At 56.2% G+C, this 22,850-nt stretch carries 18 protein-coding genes, 2 tRNA genes, 1 pseudogene and 1 other annotated feature; of the genes and pseudogenes, 11 read left to right on the top strand and 10 right to left on the bottom strand.

The window, feature by feature from the left end; genetic code table 11:
• Position 1: 1 nt before the first annotated feature.
• Positions 2-901 carry an ATP phosphoribosyltransferase gene (gene hisG, locus I6L58_RS21165; protein WP_006176273.1) on the bottom strand — a complete coding sequence of 300 codons (900 nt, stop codon included), beginning with the start codon at positions 899-901 and terminating at the stop codon, positions 2-4.
• A 35-nt stretch (positions 902-936) separates the two neighbouring features.
• Positions 937-1,060 (bottom strand) — a sequence feature (His leader region).
• The gene (hisL, locus tag I6L58_RS21170) at positions 1,036-1,086 is read right to left on the bottom strand and encodes a his operon leader peptide (RefSeq protein ID WP_001364200.1); all 51 of its coding nucleotides are present in this window, start codon (positions 1,084-1,086) and stop codon (positions 1,036-1,038) included. Its footprint overlaps the feature before it by 25 nt.
• 175 nt (positions 1,087-1,261) lie before the next feature.
• Here hisL and I6L58_RS21175 point away from each other — a divergent pair, with 175 nt between their 5' ends.
• The 4 genes from I6L58_RS21175 to plaP all read left to right on the top strand — a co-directional run bounded on the left by I6L58_RS21175 (position 1,262) and on the right by plaP (position 4,688).
• Positions 1,262-2,086, top strand: coding sequence for an SDR family oxidoreductase (locus I6L58_RS21175; protein ID WP_058610117.1), 825 nt, complete (start codon positions 1,262-1,264; stop codon positions 2,084-2,086).
• 41 nt (positions 2,087-2,127) lie between these two features.
• Positions 2,128-3,039 carry a LysR family transcriptional regulator gene (locus I6L58_RS21180; protein WP_088208161.1) on the top strand — a complete coding sequence of 304 codons (912 nt, stop codon included), beginning with the start codon at positions 2,128-2,130 and terminating at the stop codon, positions 3,037-3,039.
• A 238-nt stretch (positions 3,040-3,277) separates the two neighbouring features.
• Positions 3,278-3,340 carry a membrane protein YoeI gene (gene yoeI / locus I6L58_RS23065; protein ID WP_127463541.1) on the top strand — a complete coding sequence of 21 codons (63 nt, stop codon included), beginning with the start codon at positions 3,278-3,280 and terminating at the stop codon, positions 3,338-3,340.
• Positions 3,330-4,688, top strand: coding sequence for a putrescine/proton symporter PlaP (plaP, locus tag I6L58_RS21190; RefSeq protein WP_042320177.1), 1,359 nt, complete (start codon positions 3,330-3,332; stop codon positions 4,686-4,688). The genes yoeI and plaP overlap by 11 nt, the downstream gene beginning before the upstream one ends.
• 62 nt (positions 4,689-4,750) lie before the next feature.
• On the opposite strand, the gene sbcB is transcribed toward plaP, so the two are convergent.
• The gene (gene sbcB, locus I6L58_RS21195; protein ID WP_390881698.1) at positions 4,751-6,187 is read right to left on the bottom strand and encodes an exodeoxyribonuclease I; all 1,437 of its coding nucleotides are present in this window, start codon (positions 6,185-6,187) and stop codon (positions 4,751-4,753) included.
• 197 nt (positions 6,188-6,384) lie between these two features.
• Here sbcB and dacD point away from each other — a divergent pair, with 197 nt between their 5' ends.
• The 4 genes from dacD (at position 6,385) to I6L58_RS21215 (ending at position 9,799) form a co-directional block, all read left to right on the top strand.
• A complete protein-coding gene (gene dacD / locus I6L58_RS21200) occupies positions 6,385-7,551 on the top strand; it encodes a serine-type D-Ala-D-Ala carboxypeptidase DacD (RefSeq protein WP_088208163.1) in 1,167 nt (388 codons plus the stop codon).
• Positions 7,552-7,681: 130 nt separating this feature from the next.
• Positions 7,682-8,155, top strand: coding sequence for a DNA gyrase inhibitor SbmC (gene sbmC, locus I6L58_RS21205; RefSeq protein WP_006176267.1), 474 nt, complete (start codon positions 7,682-7,684; stop codon positions 8,153-8,155).
• 92 nt (positions 8,156-8,247) lie between these two features.
• Positions 8,248-9,306, top strand: coding sequence for an FUSC family protein (locus I6L58_RS21210; RefSeq protein WP_042320169.1), 1,059 nt, complete (start codon positions 8,248-8,250; stop codon positions 9,304-9,306).
• A gap of 157 nt (positions 9,307-9,463) precedes the next feature.
• Complete coding sequence (locus tag I6L58_RS21215; RefSeq protein WP_006176265.1) at positions 9,464-9,799, top strand: DUF496 family protein; 336 nt, start codon at positions 9,464-9,466, stop codon at positions 9,797-9,799.
• Positions 9,800-9,954: 155 nt separating this feature from the next.
• On the opposite strand, the gene I6L58_RS21220 is transcribed toward I6L58_RS21215, so the two are convergent.
• Positions 9,955-10,030 (bottom strand) — tRNA-Asn (locus tag I6L58_RS21220).
• 162 nt (positions 10,031-10,192) lie between these two features.
• Here I6L58_RS21220 and emmdR point away from each other — a divergent pair.
• Positions 10,193-11,700: pseudogene (gene emmdR, locus I6L58_RS21225) on the top strand (multidrug efflux MATE transporter EmmdR).
• Between the two features lie 80 nt (positions 11,701-11,780).
• Positions 11,781-11,856, top strand: a tRNA-Asn gene (locus I6L58_RS21230).
• 94 nt (positions 11,857-11,950) lie between these two features.
• On the opposite strand, the gene I6L58_RS21235 is transcribed toward I6L58_RS21230, so the two are convergent.
• The 3 genes from I6L58_RS21235 to shiA form a co-directional block, all read right to left on the bottom strand.
• On the bottom strand, positions 11,951-13,723 hold the full coding sequence (locus tag I6L58_RS21235) for an aminopeptidase P family protein (RefSeq protein ID WP_088208165.1): 1,773 nt from the start codon (positions 13,721-13,723) through the stop codon (positions 11,951-11,953).
• A gap of 18 nt (positions 13,724-13,741) precedes the next feature.
• Positions 13,742-15,196 (bottom strand): AMP nucleosidase, encoded by a 1,455-nt coding sequence (locus I6L58_RS21240; protein WP_088208166.1) that lies wholly within the window; start codon positions 15,194-15,196, stop codon positions 13,742-13,744.
• 100 nt (positions 15,197-15,296) lie between these two features.
• Positions 15,297-16,613, bottom strand: a complete 1,317-nt coding sequence (gene shiA, locus I6L58_RS21245; protein ID WP_088208167.1) for a shikimate transporter — start codon at positions 16,611-16,613, stop codon at positions 15,297-15,299.
• A gap of 253 nt (positions 16,614-16,866) precedes the next feature.
• Here shiA and pagP point away from each other — a divergent pair, with 253 nt between their 5' ends.
• Complete coding sequence (gene pagP, locus I6L58_RS21250; protein ID WP_088208168.1) at positions 16,867-17,442, top strand: lipid IV(A) palmitoyltransferase PagP; 576 nt, start codon at positions 16,867-16,869, stop codon at positions 17,440-17,442.
• Here the strand turns inward: pagP and I6L58_RS21255 are convergent.
• The 3 genes from I6L58_RS21255 to I6L58_RS21265 are packed head-to-tail and all read right to left on the bottom strand — an operon-like array spanning position 17,439 to position 22,548.
• Complete coding sequence (locus I6L58_RS21255; protein WP_172980135.1) at positions 17,439-18,362, bottom strand: acyltransferase; 924 nt, start codon at positions 18,360-18,362, stop codon at positions 17,439-17,441. The genes pagP and I6L58_RS21255 overlap by 4 nt on opposite strands.
• 41 nt (positions 18,363-18,403) lie before the next feature.
• Entirely contained in the window at positions 18,404-21,463 is a 3,060-nt protein-coding gene (locus tag I6L58_RS21260; protein WP_088208169.1) for an efflux RND transporter permease subunit, read from the bottom strand.
• On the bottom strand, positions 21,463-22,548 hold the full coding sequence (locus I6L58_RS21265; protein WP_176399419.1) for an efflux RND transporter periplasmic adaptor subunit: 1,086 nt from the start codon (positions 22,546-22,548) through the stop codon (positions 21,463-21,465). The genes I6L58_RS21260 and I6L58_RS21265 overlap by 1 nt, the downstream gene beginning before the upstream one ends.
• Between the last annotated feature and the right edge of the window lie 302 nt (positions 22,549-22,850).

Consider the following 22,850-nt stretch of genomic DNA (forward strand, 5'->3'; position numbering starts at 1 on the left):
GTTACTCCATCATCTTCTCAATGGGCAGCACCAGAATGGAGCTTGCCCCCAGCGCCTTGAGTTTTTCCATGGTTTCCCAGAACAGGGTTTCGCTGCTGACCATGTGCATGGCGACGCGTTGCTGATCCCCCGCCAGCGGCAGAATGGTTGGGCGTTCAGCGCCCGGCAGCAGAGCAATGACTTCATCCAGGCGTTCGGTTGGTGCATGCATCATGATGTATTTTGATTCTCGGGCCTGAATCACTCCCTGAATACGGGTTAACAGGCGGTCGATGAGCTGCTGCTTGGCATCGTCCATCTCGCCGTCACGCTGGATCAAGCAGGCTTTGGAGCGGTAAATCACTTCCACTTCACGCAGGCCGTTTGCTTCAAGGGTTGCGCCGGTAGAGACGAGGTCACAGATGGCGTCTGCCAGGCCCGCACGCGGGGCGACTTCAACGGAGCCATTCAGCAGGCAGGATTTAAACTGCACGCCTTTCTGGTCGAGGTAACGCTTGAGCAGGTGCGGGTAAGAGGTGGCGATACGTTTGCCATTGAGCGCGGCCGGGCCGTCCCAGGCTTCGTCCGCCGGTGTAGCCAGCGACAGGCGGCAACCACCGAAATCGAGGCGGCGGAGCGTGAAATAGCGTGGATCTTCGCCCTGCGCGCGGCGGGTCAGCAGTTCTTCCTCCAGCACGTTTTCACCAATGATACCGAGGTCAACCACGCCATCCATTACCAGCCCGGGAATATCGTCATCACGTACGCGCAGAATATCGATAGGCATATTTTCAGCCAGAGCAATCAGACGCTGGGTGTGTAAATTGATTTTAATTCCGCAGCGAGCCAGCAGTTCGCGTGAATCGTCGCTCAAACGGCCTGATTTTTGAATAGCTATGCGTAAACGTGAGTTATCTAACATTCTTTATTCCTCGTTAACCTGTCCGAATTTGGTCCAAAAAAAAGCCCCCGGAAGAGGATCTTCCGGGGGCTTTTTGTTGCGTTCATGCACCACTGGAAGATCCAAACGTCTTCCAGCACACATCGCCTGAAAGACTAGTCAGGATGATGGTGATGATGGTGGTGTTTAAATTGAACGCGTGTCATGTAATTTCTCTATGAATGCTTATTCATGTGATGTCTTTTAACCTAAACCACTTATACGCTGCTTTGCAAGGGCTTTTTTTAATCATTAATTCATTTCATATTGATGCTATGAATTGTGTGATCAGCGGTGCTGGCGTAGCCTTAATAGAAACGTGAGTAAGCCTGGAGAATGGACATGAAAAAGGTCGCAATTGTCGGTTTAGGGTGGTTGGGAATGCCGCTGGCGATGTCATTAGCCGCGAAAGGCTGGCAGGTGACTGGCAGTAAAACCACGCTGGACGGGGTGGAAGCTGCCAGAATGTGCGGGATAGAGGGCGTCGAGCTGCGCCTTGAACCGGAGTTGATCTGTGATACCGATGACCTGGACGCCCTGATGAACGTCGACGCGCTGGTGATCACCTTACCGGCGCGCCGCAGTGGGCCTGGAGAGACCTTTTACCGCCAGGCGGTACAGGAGATTGTCGATAGCGCGCTCGCGCATCATATTCCGCGCATTCTGTTTACCAGCTCGACCTCCGTTTACGGGAACATCGACGGGACGGCGAAGGAGACCACAGAACGTCATCCTGTCACTGCCAGTGGTCAGGTGCTGAAGGAGCTGGAAGACTGGCTGCATAACCTGCCGGGCACCCAGGTCGATATTTTGCGCCTTGCCGGGCTGGTGGGGCCGGGACGTCACCCGGGCCGTTTCTTTGCCGGAAAATCAGCCCCGGACGGGCAGCAGGGCGTCAATCTTGTGCATCTTGATGACGTTATTGGCGCAATCGAACTGTTGTTACAGGCTCCAAAAGGCGGTCACATCTATAATATATGTGCGCCTTCTCACCCGGCGCGTCAGACATTTTATCCGCTCATGGCTCGCCAGCTTGGCCTGGCGCCCCCGGTCTTCAGCAGTGAAGGGGGAGAAGGGAAAGGCAAAATCATTGATGGCAACCGTATATGCCATGAGCTGGGGTTTGAGTATCAGTACCCCGACCCGATGGTTATGCCCATGGAGTAATGCCATCAGCGGGGTTACTCGCACACCGCAAGGGGGCGAACATGAAACCGCTGCTGGATGTTCTCATTATTCTGGACGCGCTGGAAAAAGAGGGGAGCTTCGCTGCGGCGTCAGCGAAGCTCTTTAAAACGCCTTCTGCGCTGAGCTACACCGTTCACAAGCTGGAGAGCGATCTCAATATCCAGATTCTCGACCGCTCCGGTCACCGCGCGCGTTTTACCCGTACGGGGCAAATGCTGCTGGAGAAGGGGCGCGACGTGCTCCATACCGTTCGCGAGCTTGAAAAGCAGGCGATTAAACTGCACCAGGGCTGGGAAAATGAGCTGGTCATTGGCGTTGATGATACCTTTCCGTTTTCTCTTCTGACCCCGCTTATCGAAGCGTTCTATCAGCGCCATAGCGTGACGCGGCTGGTATTTATCAACGGCGTGCTGGGCGGCTCCTGGGATGCGTTAACCCAGGGAAGGGCGGATATCATCGTCGGGGCGCTGCATGAACCTCCCCAGCTCAGCGATTACGGTTTTGCCCGTCTGGGCGTGCTCGACCAGGTGTTTGTCGTCGCACCGCATCACCCGCTGGCGAACGAACCTGACCCCATCAACCGGCGGGTGATTAAAGGATTCCGCGCTATCGTGGTTGGGGACAGCTCCCGTGCGGAGTGCGCTATATCGTCGCAGCTGCTGGACGAGCAGGAGGCAATCACCGTGTTTGATTTTAAAACCAAGCTCGAGCTGCAAATTAGCGGCCTGGGTTGCGGATACCTCCCGCGCTATCTCGCGCAGCGGTTTATCGAAAGCGGGGCGCTGGTCGAGAAACAGGTTATCGCCCAAAACAGTAATGAGTCGGTGTGGGTTGGCTGGAATGAACAAACCGCCGGGCTGGCGAGCGCCTGGTGGCGGGATGAAATTTTAGCAAATAGTGCTATTGCTGCCGTTTACACTCAGCTTGAGTAAGGTAATTCAAGCAATTAGTTAAATTATTTTATTGATGGGTTTCTCAATCTATTGCCTTTTGCCTCTTGAATAGGGCAAAATGCCGCCGCTGCAAACAAATGAATAATCGACGATATAAAAGGCGTCGGTTATTTTTTTTTGCATGTACGAAACGAAACTAAAAACCAAGAGGCCGGGCTTCGTACCGGATAGATATTTACTAAAATCCGACAGTTGTTGTCGCTGAGGAATACAGAAAATGGGGCAATCATTCGCTTACGCGGCGGGTATCACCGTTAAGGAGACATCCAATGTCGCATAATGCAACTCCAAACACCTCTCGCGTGGAATTACGTAAGACGCTTACGCTATTTCCGGTTGTTATGATGGGCCTTGCCTATATGCAACCAATGACGCTGTTCGATACATTTGGTATCGTTTCAGGCCTCACAGACGGTCACGTTCCGACGGCTTACGCCTTCGCGCTGATCGCGATCCTGTTTACCGCGCTGAGCTACGGTAAGCTGGTGCGTCGCTATCCGTCTGCCGGTTCCGCCTACACCTATGCCCAGAAATCCATTAGCCCGACCGTTGGCTTTATGGTGGGTTGGTCTTCGCTGCTCGACTATCTGTTCGCACCGATGATCAACATCTTACTGGCAAAAATTTATTTTGAAGCCCTGGTGCCATCGATACCTTCGTGGGTATTCGTGATTGCGCTGGTGGCCTTTATGACCGCTTTCAACCTGCGTAGCATCAAGTCTGTTGCCAACTTTAACTCTGTTATCGTGGTGCTTCAGGTAGTGCTGATTGCCGTTATTCTCGGTATGGTGATCTATGGCGTCTTCCACGGTGAAGGTGCGGGAACCCTGGCGAGCAGCAAACCTTTCTGGTCTGGTGATGCGCATGTCATTCCGATGATTACCGGGGCGACGATCCTGTGCTTCTCCTTTACCGGATTTGACGGCATCAGCAACCTGTCGGAAGAGACGAAAGACGCAGAGCGTGTTATTCCGCGCGCTATCTTCCTGACCGCGCTGATCGGTGGACTGATCTTTATCTTCGCCACCTATTTCCTGCAGCTGTACTTCCCGGATATCTCGCGCTTTAAGGATCCGGATGCGTCTCAGCCGGAAATCATGCTCTACGTGGCGGGTAAAGTGTTCCAGGTCGGGGCGCTGATCTTCTCTACCATCACCGTTCTGGCGTCGGGCATGGCTGCACATGCGGGCGTTGCGCGTCTGATGTACGTAATGGGTCGTGACGGCGTGTTCCCGAAAAGCTTCTTTGGCTATGTCCACCCGACATGGCGCACGCCAGCAATGAACATCATTCTGGTTGGGGCTATCGCGCTGTTAGCGATTAACTTTGACCTCGTGATGGCGACGGCGCTGATCAACTTCGGGGCACTGGTGGCGTTTACCTTCGTAAACCTCTCCGTGATTTCGCAGTTCTGGATCCGCGAGAAGCGTAACAAGACGCTGAAAGACCACTTCCAGTACCTGTTCCTGCCAATGTGCGGCGCGCTGACCGTGGGTGCGCTGTGGGTAAACCTGGAAGAGAGCTCAATGGTTCTGGGTCTGATTTGGGCGGCTATTGGTTTAATCTACCTGGCCTGCGTAACCAAAAGCTTCCGAAATCCCGTACCTCAGTACGAAGACGTTGCCTGATACGTAACCCATAAAAAAAAACCGGAGACCATTGCCTCCGGTTTTTTTATGCCTGCATTTCCTCAGACAATTTCCTGGACATACTGATACAGCGCTTTCAACTGCGCCTGTTTTTCAGCATCCCCGTTATAGTGGCTGTACAGCATCTCCAGCTCTTCTGCGTAGCGTTGCAGGAATTCCGGCGTGAAGATATTACGACGATGCTGCAACCAGCGTTCCTGCTCTGCCTCATCCAGCGTGCCAGGGTAATTACGCGCCCGATAGTTAAACATCAGTTTCTCGATGCGCTTGTCAGCGAAGGTAATATCCAGCGCCGGCAGATTACGCGGCTCGGTTTGCAAAACAATGTTCATTGCTGCACGGTCAGCATCGCTGAAGAAGCCGTTATAGAGCTGCGCATCCACGTTTTCAGACGGCACGAACGGCTCTGCCTCGGCAAAGATGGCGACGACTTTCTCGCGCACCTGCGGGTTATCGCGCAGCACTTTCAAATTATCCAGGCAGTGCTGGCGATTAATGCCCAGCCTGTCGGCGTCTTCCGGGCGCAGCGTATTGGCCTGTGCCAGCACCGGGCATTTATTAATATGCACCAGTTTCACCGGAACGGCGGGCACGTCACCCAACGCGTCTTTCGGAGTATACAGCCGTTCGCGCAATGCATCGCTGTCGAGTTCCAGCAGCGGAGAAATATCGCCCGCCAGATCGACCATAATGACCGCATTTCGGTTATCGGGATGCCATGCCAGCGGAGCGACCCAGCTGGTATTCCCCCGCCATGCGCCAAACATGCCGGAAATGTGGACCAGCGGTTTCATCTGCGGCACATCAATCAGGGTGATAAGTTTCTGCTTGCTGCGATGGCTCAGCAGATAGTCAAACAGACGCGGCTGCGCCGTTTTTACCAGCTTCGCCATGGCAATCGTGGCATAGACATCGGCCATGGCGTCGTGGGCATTGCTGTGTTCAATGCCGTTTGCGCGCGTCAGGTGTTCCAGCCTGAAGCTGGTTAACCCTTCTTCATTTTCTGGCCAGGTGATCCCCTCGGGGCGTAGCGCATGGCAGGCACGCATGATATCCAGTAAATCCCAGCGCGAGTTGCGATTCTGCCAGCTCCAGGCGTAGGCATCGTAGAAGTTGCGATAGAAGATATTGCGCGTCACTTCGTCATCGAAACGGATGTTGTTATAGCCCACCACGCAGGTATTCGGAACGGTGAAAAGGGCGTGGATACGGCGAGCAAATTCGGCCTCGTTAACCCCTTTGTCCCGCGCTTCCTGTGGCGTAATGCCGGTCACCATCACCGCGCCAGGCTGTGGCAGGTAGTCATCGGCGGGCTTGCAATAAAAAACCTCCGGCTCGCCGATGATGTTGAAATTCTCATCGGTGCGGATGGCGGCGAACTGCGCCGGGCGGTCAAGCGCCGGGTGCGTGCCGAAGGTTTCGTAATCGTGGAATAAAAAAGTAGGGCGCGCGTCAGAGTCAGACACCAGTGATACCATCCTGTTAAAAATTGACGTCTCTATGGTAAACGATCGCAGGGGAGAGGCCGAATAAAAAGCGCCGTCAGGGATGAAATTTGCGAGCGGGCCTGAGGAAAAATATGCTCTCTGTCACATTTTTTTGCAATTAAGGCAAGTAACGACATCAGAACTCCCGTAAAAAGGTCAACGATTTTTAATGACCTGAGGATATACCGTTGAAACGCCGTCTGTTTATTGCTGTTTCTTTACTCGCTTCGAGCATTTCATCTGCGCTGGCTGCCGATCCGCTGGATTTTTCGCCGCAGCCTCCCGCCATTCAGGCCGGGTCCTGGGTATTGATGGATTACACCACGGGTCAGATTTTAACGGCAGGCAATGAACACCAGCAGCGCAACCCGGCGAGCCTGACCAAGCTGATGACGGGGTATGTCGTCGATCGCGCCATTGATAGCCATCGTATTACGCCTGATGACATCGTTACCGTGGGCCGTGACGCGTGGGCGAAGGGTAACCCGGTGTTTGACGGCTCCTCGCTGATGTTCCTGAAACCCGGTGATCGCGTCACGGTGCGTGACTTAAGCCGCGGGCTGATCGTGGATTCCGGTAACGACGCCTGCGTCGCGCTGGCGGATCACGTCGCGGGCGGTCAGCCGCAGTTCGTGAACATGATGAACGACTACGTGCAAAAGCTAAACCTGCGCGATACCCACTTCGAAACGGTGCATGGGCTGGATGCCCCCGGCCAGCACAGCTCAGCGTACGACCTTGCCGTGCTTTCCCGGGCCATCATTCACGGCGAGCCTGAGTTCTACCATATGTACAGCGAAAAGAGCCTGACCTGGAATGGCATTACCCAGCAGAATCGTAACGGCCTGCTGTGGGATAAAACCATGAACGTCGACGGCCTGAAAACAGGGCATACGTCCGGAGCAGGCTTTAACCTGATCGCCTCGGCGGTGGACGGTCAGCGCCGTCTTATTGCGGTCGTTATGGGGGCCGACAGCCCAAAAGGGCGTGAAGATCAGGCGCGTAAATTGCTGCACTGGGGCCAGCAAAATTTCGATACGGTGCAGATCCTGCATAACGGAAAAAAAGTCGGGACCGAGCGCATCTGGTACGGAGATAAAGAGCAGGTTGAGCTGGGAACGGATCAGGATTTCTGGCTGGCCTTGCCGAAGACGGAAGTGCCTAGCATCAAGGCCAAATACGTCCTGGACAAAAAAGAGCTGGAGGCTCCGCTCGCGGCCCATCAGCGGGTAGGGGAGATCCAGCTGTACGATCGTGACAAAGTGGTGGCCCACTGGCCATTAGTGACGCTGGAACCGGTGAATAAAGGCGGATTCTTCTCCCGTTTAGGGGATTACCTGCACCACACGCTTTAACCCCACACCACACGTCCCTCGGGCAGACTGGCAGGGTTGCGAGTCTGCTCGCATAATAAACACTCCGCGTTTGTCGAAAACAGGCCATTTGCTTTACAGTGTATGAATATACAGTGAAACCGGAGGCGGCATGGACTACAGCATCACGCAGCAGCAGAAACGTAAAATCGCGGGCTTTCACCTGGTGGGACCGTGGGAGAAAACCGTTAAGCAGGGCTTTGAGCAGTTAGGCATGTGGGTGGAGGGGCGTCAAATCCAGCCGCTCGAATGGGTAGCCGTCTACTATGACAATCCGGACGAAGTCCCGGCGGAAAAACTGCGCTGCGACACGGCCATTACGGTGCCGGAGGCGTTCGTCATTCCTGACAACAGTGAAGGGGTGATGCTGACCGAAATCGCCGCCGGGGACTACGCGGTGGCAAGCGCCCGCGTTGAGGAGCATGATTTCGCGACGCCCTGGTACCAGTTCTTCAATTCTCTTTTGCAGGATAATCACTATCAAATTGCACCCAAACCCTGTTTTGAACGTTATCTGAACGATGGCAACGCGGATGGCTACTGGGACATCGAAATGTATGTCCCGGTAGAGCACAAGGCGGGTTGACCCAGTAAACGCAGGGTTTTTTCAGCCGGGGGCGTTTCGCCCGGCTGAAAACACAGTACAATCGCGGTTTGCCGTTTAGCTGGAGAGCGGGTGTGCGTCCCGACAAATCTTTAACGCCTTTTGAAATTCGCTTGTACAAACATTACCGCGTGGTGCATGGCCTTCGTATCGCGCTGGCGTTTATTCTGACCTTTGTGCTGGTGCGTTTGTTGAATGTTCCGGAAGGGACATGGCCGCTGATTACGCTGGTGGTTATCATGGGGCCTATCTCCTTCTGGGGGAACGTGGTACCACGCGCGTTTGAACGTATTGGCGGCACGGTTCTTGGTTCTGCGCTGGGACTTATCGCGCTCAAACTGGAGCTGATCTCCTTCCCCGTTATGCTGCTGTGGTGTGCCGCGGCGATGTTTCTTTGCGGCTGGCTGGCGTTGGGGAAAAAACCGTATCAGGCACTGCTAATCGGTATAACCCTTTCGGTGGTTGTCGGTGCGCCCGCAGGTGACATGACGACCGCACTGTGGCGAAGCGGAGATGTCATCCTCGGGTCACTTCTGGCTATGCTGTTTACCGGTATCTGGCCGCAGCGCGCCTTTCTCCACTGGCGTATCCAGATGGCCAACTACGTTACCGCGTTCAACCGCGTGTATCAGGCGGGGTTTTCCCCCAACCTGGTCGAGCGTCCGCGTCTGGAAAAACATCTGCAAAAAATCCTGAATGACGTGGTTAAGATGCGCGGCCTGATTACGCCTGCCAGCAAAGAAACCCATATTCAGAAAGCCATTTTCGAAGCTATCCAGACGGTGAGCCGCAACCTGGTGTGCATGCTCGAACTGCAAATCAATGCCCACTGGGCGTCGCGTCCCAGCCATCTGCTGATGCTCAACGCACACACACTGAGAGAGACGCAGCAGATGACCCAGCAAACGCTGCTCACCATCGCTCATGCGCTTTACGAAGGGAATCCGCAGCCGATTCTGGCGAACAGCGAGCGCCTGAATGAGATCGTGGCCGAGCTGAAGGTGCTGATGAACGAGCGGCAGGGGGACAACGTGGCAGAAACGCCGATTCATGGCTATGTCTGGCTCAGCATGGAACTGGCGCGGCAGCTGGAGTTGCTCTCGCATCTTATCTGCCGGGCACTGCGCAAATAAAAAGCAGCCATCGCCATATGTGATGCCTGCTGCTTCGATTCAGCATCAATTGGGGTTATGATAGTCTTAAACGATATACTCATTGTCATTCGCCGTCGCTGTCTGTTACAACGGTGGCATTAACGAATCCGACTCTCACATTATCAGGGGTGTAAAAATGGAAACTACCAAGCCTTCGTTCCAGGATGTTCTGGAATTCGTCCGCCTGTTCCGCCGCAAAAACAAACTGCAGCGTGAAATCCAGGACGTTGAGAAGAAGATCCGTGACAACCAAAAACGCGTACTGCTGCTGGACAACCTGAGCGACTACATCAAGCCAGGCATGAGCGTGGAAGCCATTCAGGGCATCATCGCCAGCATGAAAAGCGATTACGAAGACCGCGTTGATGACTACATCATCAAAAACGCTGAGATCTCAAAAGAACGTCGTGAGATTTCTAAAAAGCTGAAAGCGATGGGTGAAATGAAAAACCCTGAAGTTAAAAGCGAGTAATCCCTGACAGGTGTTAAAAAGGCTCTCTGGTGACAGAGGGCCTTTTTTATTTCCCCTGTGCATGGGGTGATGCCCGGTGGCGCGATGCTTACCCGACAATGTTACCGAACGCAGAAAAGCAAAAAGCCTGCTTTAAAAGCAGGCTTTTCAGAATGTGGCTCCTCTGACTGGACTCGAACCAGTGACATACGGATTAACAGTCCGCCGTTCTACCGACTGAACTACAGAGGAATCGTTGTGGAGGCACATATTAACGGCGAAAAAACTTTTGTCAAACCTGTTCTTTGCAAACCGCGGTTGATTGCTGATTCTGTCGTCAGTTAGTTGTAAATTCAAACAAATTTTTTATGGAAAATACTTTGCAGGATAGCCTTTTCTGCCTCATCATTTGAAATGGAGTTTCAACTTTCTCGCTAAGGTCCATTTTGAACGTCACCGCCCCCCTACGCCAGGCGATCATGCGTACGCCATGGTATGCAAAACGTAAAAGTTATCGTGTTCTGTTCTGGCGAGAAATCACCCCCCTTGCCGTTCCCATTTTCCTGGAGAACACCTGCGTTCTGCTGATGGGCGTGCTGAGCACCTTCCTGGTGAGCTGGTTAGGCAAAGAGGCGATGGCAGGGGTCGGCCTGGCAGACAGCTTCAATATGGTGGTGATGTCCTTTTTTGCCGCTATCGACCTGGGTACCACGGTTGTCGTGGCCTTCAGCCTCGGCAAGCTCGATCCGAAGCGCGCCCGCGAGGCGGCCCGGCAGTCGCTGATGATCATGACCCTGTTTTCGATAATTCTGGCGGCGGTGATCCACTATTACGGCAAGGAAATTATCGATATCGTCGCAGGCGAGGCGACAAACGAGGTTAAGGAGCTCGCGCTCACCTACCTGGAAATGACGGTCTTAAGCTACCCGGCTGCCGCTATCGCCTTAATCGGCAGCGGTGCGCTGCGCGGGGCGGGCAACACCAAAATTCCGCTGCTGATCAATGGCGGGATGAACATCCTGAATATCATCATCAGTAGCGTACTTATCTACGGGATTTTCTCCTGGGACGGGCTGGGCTTCGTCGGTGCCGGACTGGGGCTGACGATTTCACGCTATATCGGCGCGGCGGCGATTGTCGGTGTGCTGATGACCGGCATTACGCCGTCGCTGCGCCTGACACTCAAAAGCTATTTTCGTCCGCTCAATTTCGCCATTATCTGGGAAGTGATGGGGATTGGGATCCCGGCCAGCATCGAGTCGGTGCTGTTCAACGGCGGCAAGTTGCTGACCCAGATGTTTGTTGCGGGCATGGGCACCGATGTGATTGCCGGTAACTTTATCGCGTTCTCCATCGCCTCGCTCATTAACCTGCCGGGTAACGCCCTGGGCTCCGCGTCGACCATCATTACCGGGAAACGGCTCGGAAAAGGGCAGATTGCGCAGGCGGAACGGCAGCTGCGACACGTTTTTTGGCTCTCTACCATCGGCCTGACGGCGATAGCCTGGGGAACCGCGCCTTTCGCCGGATTAATGGCCTCGTTTTACACCCATGAAAATGATGTCAAAGAGGTCGTGAAGATCCTGATTTGGCTCAACGCCGCGTTTATGCCGATCTGGGCGGCATCCTGGGTGCTGCCCGCCGGGCTGAAAGGCGCACGCGATGCCCGCTTTGCGATGTGGGTCTCGATGCTCGGGATGTGGGGGTGTCGCGTGGTGGCGGGTTACACGCTCGGGATTGTACTCGGCATGGGCGTGGTCGGCGTCTGGCTGGGGATGTTCCTCGACTGGGCTGTGCGCGGCGCGCTGTTCTACTGGCGGATGGTAAGCGGGCGCTGGTTGTGGAAATACCCGCGCAAAAAAGCAGAGCGTGCTCTCTCAGAACCTGAAGAACGTCTGACAAATGCACGAAGTGGAGAATAAATCGGCAAACGATCGGAAATCTGCATTCTGCCTTTGACATCATCGGGGAGCATCGATAATATGCGCCCCGTTCACACGATTCCTCTGTAGTTCAGTCGGTAGAACGGCGGACTGTTAATCCGTATGTCACTGGTTCGAGTCCAGTCAGAGGAGCCAAATTTAAAAAGCCTGCTTTTAAAGCAGGCTTTTTGCTTTTCTGCGCTCGGTGATATCGTCGGGTAAGCGTCGCGCCACCGGGCAACAAACCGCGCTAGCGGTTCACCCGAATCGGTGCTGTTGCTTCAAACAGCCACGGTCGTGCATCACTCTCCACGAGCGGGGAGAGCGCCTCCCGAACCTGCTGGTGATACTCATCCAGCCACTCTTTCTCCTGCTCGGTTAACAACTGCAGTTCAACCTGGTTCAGGTCAATCGGGATCAGCGTCAGCGAGGCAAATTGACAGAAACCCGGACGGCTTTCTGTGATTTCCACCTGATTCTCAATGCGTATCCCATGGCTTTCAGCCAGATAGTACCCTGGCTCAATGGTCATAATGTTGCCCGCCACCAGCGGCCACGGGTTGACCTTTTTCGCGATACGGTGCGGGTTTTCATGGATCAACAACTGGTGCCCCACGCCGTGCCCGGTCCCGTGATCGTAATCCAGCCCCATTTCCCACAGCGGACGGCGCGCAAATGCATCCAGCTGGTGCCCGTGGCTGCCGGACGGGAATTGCAGCGTCATCAGCGATAAAAAGCCTCTGAATACGGCGGTATAGTGCAGGCGCTGCTGCGGCTCCACTTTGCCCCATGCCAGGGTGCGCGTGGCGTCTGTAGTGCCGTTGTGGTACTGACCGCCGGAATCATTCAGATAAAAATGGTTATGGCCAATCGGCTTGTTGCTGGCTTCGCTCGCGTGGTAATGGCACATCGCCGCGTTGCTGGCGGAGGCTGAGATCGTCGCAAAGCTCGGCTCAACAAACCCCGGCTGCTGCTTGCGAAAAGCGAGTTGCTTTGCCTGAACCTCCCGTTCAGTCAGCGGTTGGCCGGACGCGGCGCGCTCAGGCACTTCGCGGCTCAGCCAGGCCAGGAAGTTCACCCACGCCGCACCGTCCTGATGATGACACTCCCGATATCCCGCCAGCTCAACCGGGTTTTTATGGGCTTTCATCAGGGTGACAGGATCGGTCAGCCAGACGATCTCTCCCTGCGGCTCGATGGCGTAACGCAGGGCGACCGGAGCGGTGTCAGGGTCGACGATCACCCGCTTGCCCTGGGCGAGCTGCTGGCAGCGATCGATAAAGGTATCCTGCGGTGAAACGCTAAACGCGTCACGCACCGGGGCCGGTAATCCGCTGAGCTTAATGTCATCGACAAACCACTCAACCGAGCCGTCACGGCTCAGCAGGGCAAATGACAGCGGAACCGGGCTGGTCGGAATGTCGGACCCGCGGACGTTCAGCAGCCAGGCGATGTTATCCGGCAAGGTTACCGCCAGATAATCGGCCTCGTTGTCGGCAAGAACAGCCGCGACGCGCTGGCGCTTGTCGGCGCTGCTTTCGCCGCTGACCGCCAGCGGCATCTCGCGGATTGGCCCTGCGGGGGCGGCAGGGCGGTCGGTCCAGAGCGTATCGAATGGCGAGCCGCTCAGCGGCACCAGCTCACACACGGTGGCCGACAGTTGTGTAACGTCTGCGTGGGTCATCAGCATCGCCTCAAATCCGATGCGCGTGCCCGCAGCCACGTTTTCCGCCAGCCACCCGGCCAGCGGTTCGTTGTGCAGGTGGTGGATCTCCACCTCGTCCATATTGACCTGAACCCGCGCCTGCACCTGATAACGGCCATCAACGAACAGCAGCGCTCTGTCTTTCAACACCAGCGCCAGCCCGGCGGAGCCGTCGAAGCCCGTCAGCCAGGCCAGCTTTTCATCGTAGGGCGCGCAGTATTCGCTTTGCCAGGCATCGGCGCGCGGGACGATCATCCCGTCGAGATGGTTTTGCTGTAGCCACTGTCGCAGGGCAGAGAGCGGAGAGGGTGTGTGCATGGTTTTTCCTTAACGTTCTTAGCGGAACGGCGGTTCGTTGAAAGTGCGCAGCTTACGGGAGTGCAGCTTATCACCTTCAGCACGCAGCAAATCGATGGCACGGATGCCGATTTGCAAATGCTCCGAAATCGCCCCTTCGTAGAAACGGTTGGCCTGGCCCGGGAGCTTGATTTCACCGTGCAGGGGTTTATCCGAGACGCACAGCAGCGTGCCGTAAGGCACGCGGAAGCGGTATCCCTGCGCGGCAATGGTGGCGCTCTCCATATCGATGGCGACCGCACGGCTCAGGTTAAAACGCAGCGCAGAGGCGGAGTAGCGCAGCTCCCAGTTGCGATCGTCGGTGGTGACCACCGTCCCGGTGCGCAGGCGCTGCTTCACCTCTTCGCCTGGCATGCCGCTCACCTCTTTGGTCGCGTCGTATAGCGCGCGCTGAACCTCGGCAATGCTCGGGATCGGGATATCCGGCGGCAGCACTGCGTCAAGCACGTGGTCGTCACGCAGATACGCATGGGCGAGCACGTAGTCCCCAATCAGCTGGCTTTCACGCAGGCCGCCGCAGTGGCCGATCATCAGCCAGACGTCCGGGCGAAGCACTGCCAGGTGATCGCAGATCGTTTTCGCGTTGGAAGGCCCCACGCCAATGTTAATCAGCGTAATGCCCTGGCCGTCAGCCGTGATCAGGTGCCAGGCGGGCATCTGGTGCTTTTTCCACGCCAGGTCTGAAATGGCCTGCTCCGGCGCTTCGGTTTCGGCGGTGATCCAGATACCGCCCGCGCAGGAGAGGGCGATGTACGGGCTGTCGGGGTCGAGGATCTGGCTACAGCCCCAGCGGACAAACTCGTCAACGTAGCGGGTGTAGTTGGTGAACAGCACGAAAGGCTGGAAATGCTCTGCGGACGTGCCGGTGTAGTGACGCAGGCGCGCCAGCGAGAAATCGACGCGGCGGGCATCGAAATGCGACAGCGGGGAAAACTCGGCGGGGTGATAGATCCCGTCAGCCGTCTCGTCGCCAATCTGAGATAGCTCAGTCGTCGGGAAGTGGCGCGTCAGCCCCGCGCTCATGGATCGGTCAAGCGTCAGCTCGGAGCCGTCGATCACGTAAGGATAGGGGATCTCATGTCGCGACGGTTCCACCGAAATGTGCGCGCCGTAATCCTGATACAGCAGCGTAAGCTGTTCTTCCAGGTAGGGGCGAAACAGCCCCGGTCGGGTGACGGTCGTGCTGTAACAACCGGCGTGGGTAAAGCGGGCGTAAGCGCGAGTTTTCGGGGTGGAGCTGGCGCTACCGTCCCAGGTCACGGAGATCGATGGATAAACAAAAAGGCCCTCACTTCTGGCCTTTTCGTCGGGCAGTTTGCCGCTTTCAATATAGTCGCTGATGGCGCTGCGCAGCGCGTTAACGGATTGCTCGTACAGCGCGTCGAGTGTGTCCAGCGCCTGAGCCGGGGTCAGGCTGGAGCCCTTATTATGCATGTCTGTCTCCTTGTTCCACAGGTGTGCGGCATTCACCGATAGTATGTCACACGATTGTGAAACAAAAGACAGCCATGCAGTTTAGGACAAACGCTGCCGACTAATGCGGCTTCGGCTCTTTCATCAGCAGCGCGGTGAGGGCCGAGAGCAAGCAGCCTGCCAGCAGATAGATCGCCACGCTGTGCCAGTTGCCGCCGGAGAAGGTCACCAGCGTGGCGGCTATAAACGGCGTGAATCCGCCGCCCACCACGCTCGCCACCTGATACCCCACGCCAGCGCCGCTGTAGCGATAGCTCGCGCCGAACAGTTCGGTAAACATCGGTTGCTGGACGCACACCACCATGTCGTGAGCAATGTTTGCCAGCATGATGGCGAAGAAGACAATCCAGAAGACGGATTGCGCCTCCAGGGCCATAAAGAACGGCCAGGCGCTAAGGGTGCCAACCAGCGCACCGGTGATGTAGACCCGTCGGCGCCCAAACCTGTCTGCCAGCCAGGCAAAGCAGGGGATAGTCAGACAGCTTATGCCGCCGACCAGCAGGCCGATATTCAGAAACAGCTCGCGCGGCAGGCCGAGGTTTTGCGTCGAATAGTTCAGGGCGAAGGCGGTCACGATATACATCGTCAGAAGTTCGCACAGCCGCAGGGCGATGATCTTCAAAAACGCCCCCGGATGCTGGATTAGCGCCTCCATCACCGGCAGCCGTTTTTTTGCCTCCGGCTTTTCGCGCCGCTGCTGTTCAAACTCGGCGGATTCCTCCATGCCGTTTCGAACCCACAGGGCGGCAATCACCAGCACAATGCTGAAGATAAACGGAATACGCCAGCCCCAGCTCAGGAACTGTTCGTCGGTGGTGAGTTGGCTAATCAGCGACACCAGCCCGGTGGAGAGCAGCAGGCCGACGCCATACCCCACCTGTACGCCGCTGCTGTAGAAGGCTTTGCGGTTTTTCGGCGCGCTTTCAACGGAGAGCAGCGCCGCGCCGCCCCATTCGCCGCCGACGGCAAAGCCCTGCACCGCGCGAAGCGTCACCAGCAGGACGGGCGCCCACCAGCCGATGGTGGCAAACGACGGCAAAATACCAATCAGCGCCGTGGCAATGCCCATCATCCACACGGTCAGCATCAGCATGCGTTTGCGCCCCAGACGGTCGCCAAAGTGGCCGAAGATCACGCCGCCGAGGGGGCGAAACAGGAAGCCGACACCAAAGGTTGCAAAGGCGGCGAGCGTGCCCATCGCCGGGCTTATCTGGGGGAAGAACTCGCGGTTAAACACCAGCGCGGCGGTGATGCCATAAAGCAGAAAGTCATACCAGTCGACGACGGCCCCGGCAAAGCTGCCCAGAGCGGCGCGGCGGGCGCGGTTAAGCGAAGGGGTCTCCTCGTCGGGACGATCGGAGATGAGGGTGGAGTCCATAGTTGTCCTGTCTGTACTGATTTTTAATTATTGGTATAAGAAAAGGTCACTCACATTGCGTCCGTCCTGTGACGGAACGTATGAGACTACCGCGACATGAAAGCGGAGAAAACGTTTTTATCTTTCCTGAAGGCTCTGAATAAGCAAATTTCATCTCACCGGGTGCAACATAAATCCGCGCGTTTGGCTGCGGTTAGGAATGGATGGATTACAGTATTACTAACCCTGCGTGAATGATGCTGAGGAATTTACTATGCAACGCCTTTTTCCGGCACTCTGGATGGCCCTGTTTATCATCGCATTTCCCCTTCGAGCTGATCCCACCGTCTACGGTGAACAACGCATCAGCCGCTGGTGGGATGCCGTGACGGACGATATTTCCCAAACGTGGGAACAGCCAGAACGCTACGATCTCTATCTGCCGTTTCTGAGCTGGCACGCCCGCTTTATGTACGACAAGGAAAAAACCGACAAGTATAACGAAATGCCGTGGGGCGGTGGGCTGGGTATTTCCCGCTATAACGAGGAGGGAAACTGGAGCGCGCTCTTCGCCATGATGTTTAAAGATTCCCATAACGAGTGGCAACCCGCGATGGGCTATGGCTGGGAGAAGGGCTGGTATCTCGATAACGCCAAAGATTTTCGCCTGGGTCTGGGGGCGGCAGCAGGGATCACCGCGCGAGACGATTTTGCCAACTACGTGCCGCTGCCGTTTATCTTCCCGCTGTTCTCGGCGGGCTATAAGCGCGCCACCGTCCAGTTCACCTACATTCCCGGCACCTACAACAACGGTAATGTGCTGTTCGCCTGGCTGCGCCTGGGCTTCTAAAGCGTAATGACCTTTTTCGCCACCGGGTTCGCCAGAACCAGCAGGGAAAAGAGCACGGAGGTGATAAAGGTCAGCACTATCAGCATCAGTTTTGTGCTGAGCGACGTCACCGGTATCAGCGCCGTGAGCAGATGAAAAACGGAATAGTGCAGAATATACACCCCGGTCATCGTTTTGCTGATCGCGGCAAGAATAGCCTCTTTAAATTCGACGTTGCGACGAAAACGCACGCCGTTAGCCGCAATCACCAGCGCGACAATCAGGATATAGATCTGCGAGCCGGTCAGAATAAAGGCGTTTCTGTCCGCTTTGAACAGCGCAAAAAAGAAATGCCGCTCATAAAACCAGGTGAACAGGTAAATAAACGGGATCGCCACAAGCGCTGCTCTGACCACGTTTCTTCGGGCGATCCACGCGGCGATCTGCGGATCGCAAAACAGTTGCCCCGTCAGATAAAAGAGCAGCCACGTCCACAGGCGATACTGGGGAGAGAGCGAGAAGACATGGATTTGTGGGTACAGCACTGACAGTAAATCGTACCCGTAGGAAAAGAGCAGCAGGCCTGCGATAAGGGTGCAAAAAAGCGTCCGACGCTGGCTTAACCACTCTATCACCGGGTGGAAGGTATAGATGACAATGAACGCAAAGACGAACCACGGCTGAATTAAATAGCCGCGCTGATAGGGTTCCCACAGGTAATAAAGGGTTACCCAGAACAGAAACACCGTGACCAGACTTTTGATTTTATCCAGCTGCCAGCGGGTGCCGTGCCGGGATTGCCCGTCAAGATAGCCCGCAACCACAAAGAAAAGCGGCGTGGCAATGGTCGAAATAAAGGTCAAAAACCCGAGGATCCAGTGATAGTCATAGTCGTAGCGATCCCAGGTATTGTAGATAGTGAAGAACGTCACCGCCGTCATACACCCCAGCGTTTTAATGATATTCAGTCCTGTGGCATTCATTATTGTTCAGCTTTGTCCTTACGATGGAAACACGCATAAATTACCGGGAGAACCAGCAGCGTCAGGATTGTAGCAAATCCCAGTCCAAACATAATGACAACAGCCATGCTCTGGAAGAAAACATCCAGCAGCAGCGGAGCCAGCCCGAGCACTGTGGTGAAGGCGGTCAACAGAATCGGGCGCAGACGCGAGGTAGCCGCATACATAATGGCCTCATGCTGATTTTTCAGCCCCTTTTGCTGCTCAATCTCTTCGACCAGCACAATGCCGTTGCGGATCAACATCCCGCTCAGGCTCAGCAGGCCAATCAGCGCCATAAAGCCAAACGGGATCCCGGTGATTAAAAAACCGGGGGTGACGCCAATCAGGGCCAGCGGCACGGTCAGCCAGATAGCCACGGCATTTTTCACCGAGCTGAACATCAGCACGGTTATCACAAACATCACCAGGTATCCCAGCGGCAGGGTGGTAAACACCCCTTGCTGTGCTTCGCTGGCGTTCTCCGCGTCTCCACCCCACTCAATGCTGTAGCCTGCGGGAAGGGGGAGGGCGTCGATTTTCGGCTGCACGCGGGCAAGGATGTCGCCGGACGTTTGTTGGCTCTGCGGGGCCGGGTCGGTCTGCACGGTGAGCACGCGCATGCGGTCGCGGCGCAGGATCAGCGGATCTTCCCACTCCAGCGCAAATCCGCTTACCACGTTGCTCAGGGGGATGTACTGCTGCCGGGTCTGGCTCCACACCAGCACATTATTAAGATGATTCGCGTCCTGACGTTCACTCTCCGGCGGCCGGACGATCACCGGCAGCAGGTCGCTGCCTTCCCGGTACAGTCCCGCGCGGCTGCCGGAGAAGTTCATCTCCAGCGCGTTATCGACATCCTGTTTATCCACGCCCAGTTCACGGCCAAGGGCAGGCACATACTGGGGACGGATCACTTTGCTGCGGTTCTGCCAGTCGTTTCTGACGCTGTCGGTGGCTGGGTCGCGGCTGAGGATATCGTCAACCTGGCTGGCAATCAGACGGAGCCTGTCCGGGTCTGGCCCTTTGATACGCACCTCAATTGCACTGTCGCCGGAGGGACCAAACGCCACGCGTTTCGTGCTGGCATTGACCTGGGGATAATTTCGCGCGATGTACTCCTCAACGTGACGCGTCAGCGGCGTGATTCTGCGCCGATCGTCCATCCTGACCATGATTTGCGCGTAGTTGCTGTACTGGCGCTGCCCGCTGTAGGTCAGGATGAAACGCATACTCCCCTGACCAATGGTGGAGACGGTGGTTTCCACGCCCGGCTGGTCGTTAAGGGTTTTTTCGATATCGCTGGTCATTTTTTCGGTCCAGTTAATATCGGTACCGTAGGGTAACCAGAGGTCGACAAAGAAAATCGGGGTATTGGACGACGGAAAGAAGTTCTGGCGCACCGAGCCAAACCCCCAGATAGCCGCCGCCAGCAGCGCCGCCATCACGATAAGCGTGGGCGCTTTGCGCCGTAACAGGGCGTTGAGCAGACGCTGGTAAAGCCGGTAAAACGCTTTGTCGTAGGGATCGGCCGCCTGCGTTTTTTCCGGCGCGCTGTCGTGTTTGAACAACCACCACGTGATCAGTACCGGCGTGATGGTGAGTGCGGAAAACCAGCTCAGCATCAGCGAAATGAGCAGCACCTGGAACAGCGATTTGCAGTATTCACCGGTAGAGTCCTGCGACAGGCCAATCGGTGCAAAGGCCAAAATGGCGATCACCGTCGCTCCCAGCAGGGGGAGGGCCGAGCGGCGGATAATGTAGTTAATCGCCGTTAACAGCGGGGAGCCCTGCTGCCGGGCGATCAGGACCCCTTCAACAATCACGATGGCGTTATCCACCAGCATGCTGAGGGCGATAATCAGCGCCCCGAGCGAGATACGCTGCAGCTCTATGCCCCACAGATACATGATAAGCAGGGAGCCCAGCACGTTGAGCGCCAGGGAGAAGGCGATGATAATCCCGCTGCGCACGCCCATAAAAATCAGCAACACCCCGATGACAATCGCCAGCGCCATCAGGAAGTTCACAATAAACCCGTTAACCGAATGGCCGACTTCCGCCGCCTGATCGTAAAAGAGATCGAGATGGATACCCGCGGGTTTTTCTGCCGACATCCGCTCCAGCTTCGCTTCCAGCGCGTGACCGACGTCAATGACGTTTACACCCGGGATAAAGGAGACGCCCATGGTGACGGCTTTTCGGCCATTAGCATGGTAAATGCTGGCCGGGGATTCATTCAGCCCGCGCGACAGCGTGGCGATGTCGCGCAGACGCGTCGCGGCTCCCGTGCCGGAAGGGGTGACGATCAGGTCGGCCAGCTCGTCGATATTCTCAAACTCACCAGTAGGATGCAGGCGGATGGACTCGGTGCCTGCGGTGATTTCACCGGCGCTGGAAACCACGTTAAGCCGGCTGAGCAGGGCAGAAAGCTGGTTCAGCGTAATGCCGCGCGCCGCCATTTTGGTCAACGAGATATCAATGTTGATCTGCGGGCTAATCACCCCGCCGATGGCGACCTTGCCGACACCGGGCACCAGCACCAGCTCGCGGCGAAGCTGCTCGGCATACTGCACCAGTTCCGGGTTGCTGAACGCATCTCCGGAAATGGCAAAGAAGAAGCCGAAGACATCGCCGAAATCATCGTTGACGAACGGAGTCACCACGCCCGGCGGAAACTGCCGCGCGGCGTCACCCACGCGGCGGCGCAGCTCATCCCAGATTTGCGGAAGCTCGCTCGAGTGGTAGCGCGACGCAATATTGACGGTAATTTGGGACAGTCCGTTCGATGAGATTGAGCTGACGTTATCGAGATAGGGGAGTTGCTGAAGCGCATTTTCCAGCGGCAGCGTCACCTCTTCTTCGACTTGCTGGGCCGAAGCGCCGGGATAATGGGTAATCACCACCGCGGTTTTAATGGTGAATGCGGGGTCTTCCAGCCGACCAATGTTCAGCAGGGCGAAAATCCCCCCCACGCCCAGCAGGAGTATCGTCAGCCAGACGCGAATAGGGTTATTGATAAACTGGCGTGAGATATCCATTACAGCCCCCGTTCACGCGTCCAGATGCGTACCGGCTGCCCGGCGTGAAGTTCATTTACGCCTGCCGTGACCACACGCTCACCCGCAGTGAGACCGCTGACGATTGCAACGCCTTCGGTACCGACCTGCCCGACGCTGACCTTTCGGTCCTCCAGATGCAGGTCATCGCCTTTACCCGCCACCACCCAGACGTGCGGCTCGTTGCGCGGGCTGTTGTCCGGGTTAAAGACTGCTTCAACCGGCACCACCAGCATGCTGTCACCCGCCCCGGCGGGCAAATTCGCCAGGTTGACGGTTACCGTTCCGCTCACGCCGCCGACGGCAGGAAAGTCGGCCGGGCGCGGCATGGTGAGTATCACCTGCCATGTGAGCGTATTGCTGTCGCTGCTTCCCGAATGTTCTTTATAAACGGCGGTAAATTCCCGGTCAGGGAAGGCGTTAATTTTAACGATGGGCTGATACCGGGCGTTGCGCATATCCAGCGCCTTAAACAGGTTTTCCGGGATGCTAAAGACGACATCCAGCAGATCGCTGCGGGTTAACGTTGCAATGGGCTGGCCCGCTGAAACGACCTGATGGTTACGCACGTGGACGCTCGCTACCGTGCCGCTGAACGGGGCGACAAGCGTCATCTGGTTCAGCTCTTCCCGGGCAATCTGGAGCGCGGCATTTGCCGAATCGCGGTTTGCGCGCTGAACGTCCATCTCGGCTTTTGAAATCGCCTGACGGCCTGCCAGCGTCTGAAAGCGGTCAAACTGGCGTTGCGCCAGTGTAGCTGCCGCCTGCCTGTCGTTCAGGCGCTGCCGGGCATCGCGGGCATTAAGCCTGGCAAGCTGCTGGCCCTGCTTGATGGTCGCGCCCTGGCGAATGTCCAGGGCTTCTATTTGTCCCGGGCGTTTGAAGGCGAGGTCGGTTGCGTCACCGGATTCAATCCGTGCCGGGAAAACGCGCTGGCGGGCAGTGCCTGCTGCTTTCACCTCGTTAACTTTCACCATGCGGGGCAGCGGCGTATTTTCCTCCGCCTTGCGGTCGCAGGCCGCGAGCGCGAAAATCACCCACGGCAATAAAAAGAGGTAGCGGTTCACGGTATTCCCCTAATAAATAATTGTTTTATTTATTCCCTCGCCATAACCGGGGCAACGCTATTCTGCGAAAGTCGACACCACAATATAGGTGAATAAACCGATCGCGGTGCTGGCAATAATGGCGAGCGCAATATAAAAACCAAGACGAATCAGGCTATAACCGAACATTCTCTTCTCCATGGGCCGGGAAAAGGCGATAGCGTCAATGAAACCAACGCAATGGATGCACTCACTGAGCATAGACGCAGATAAAACAAATGTTAAATAACCGACTTCGGTGGGCCGGGCGCGTGTTGAGCCCC

It is taken from the genome of Enterobacter cancerogenus, assembly GCF_019047785.1.
Lineage (GTDB): Bacteria > Pseudomonadota > Gammaproteobacteria > Enterobacterales > Enterobacteriaceae > Enterobacter > Enterobacter cancerogenus.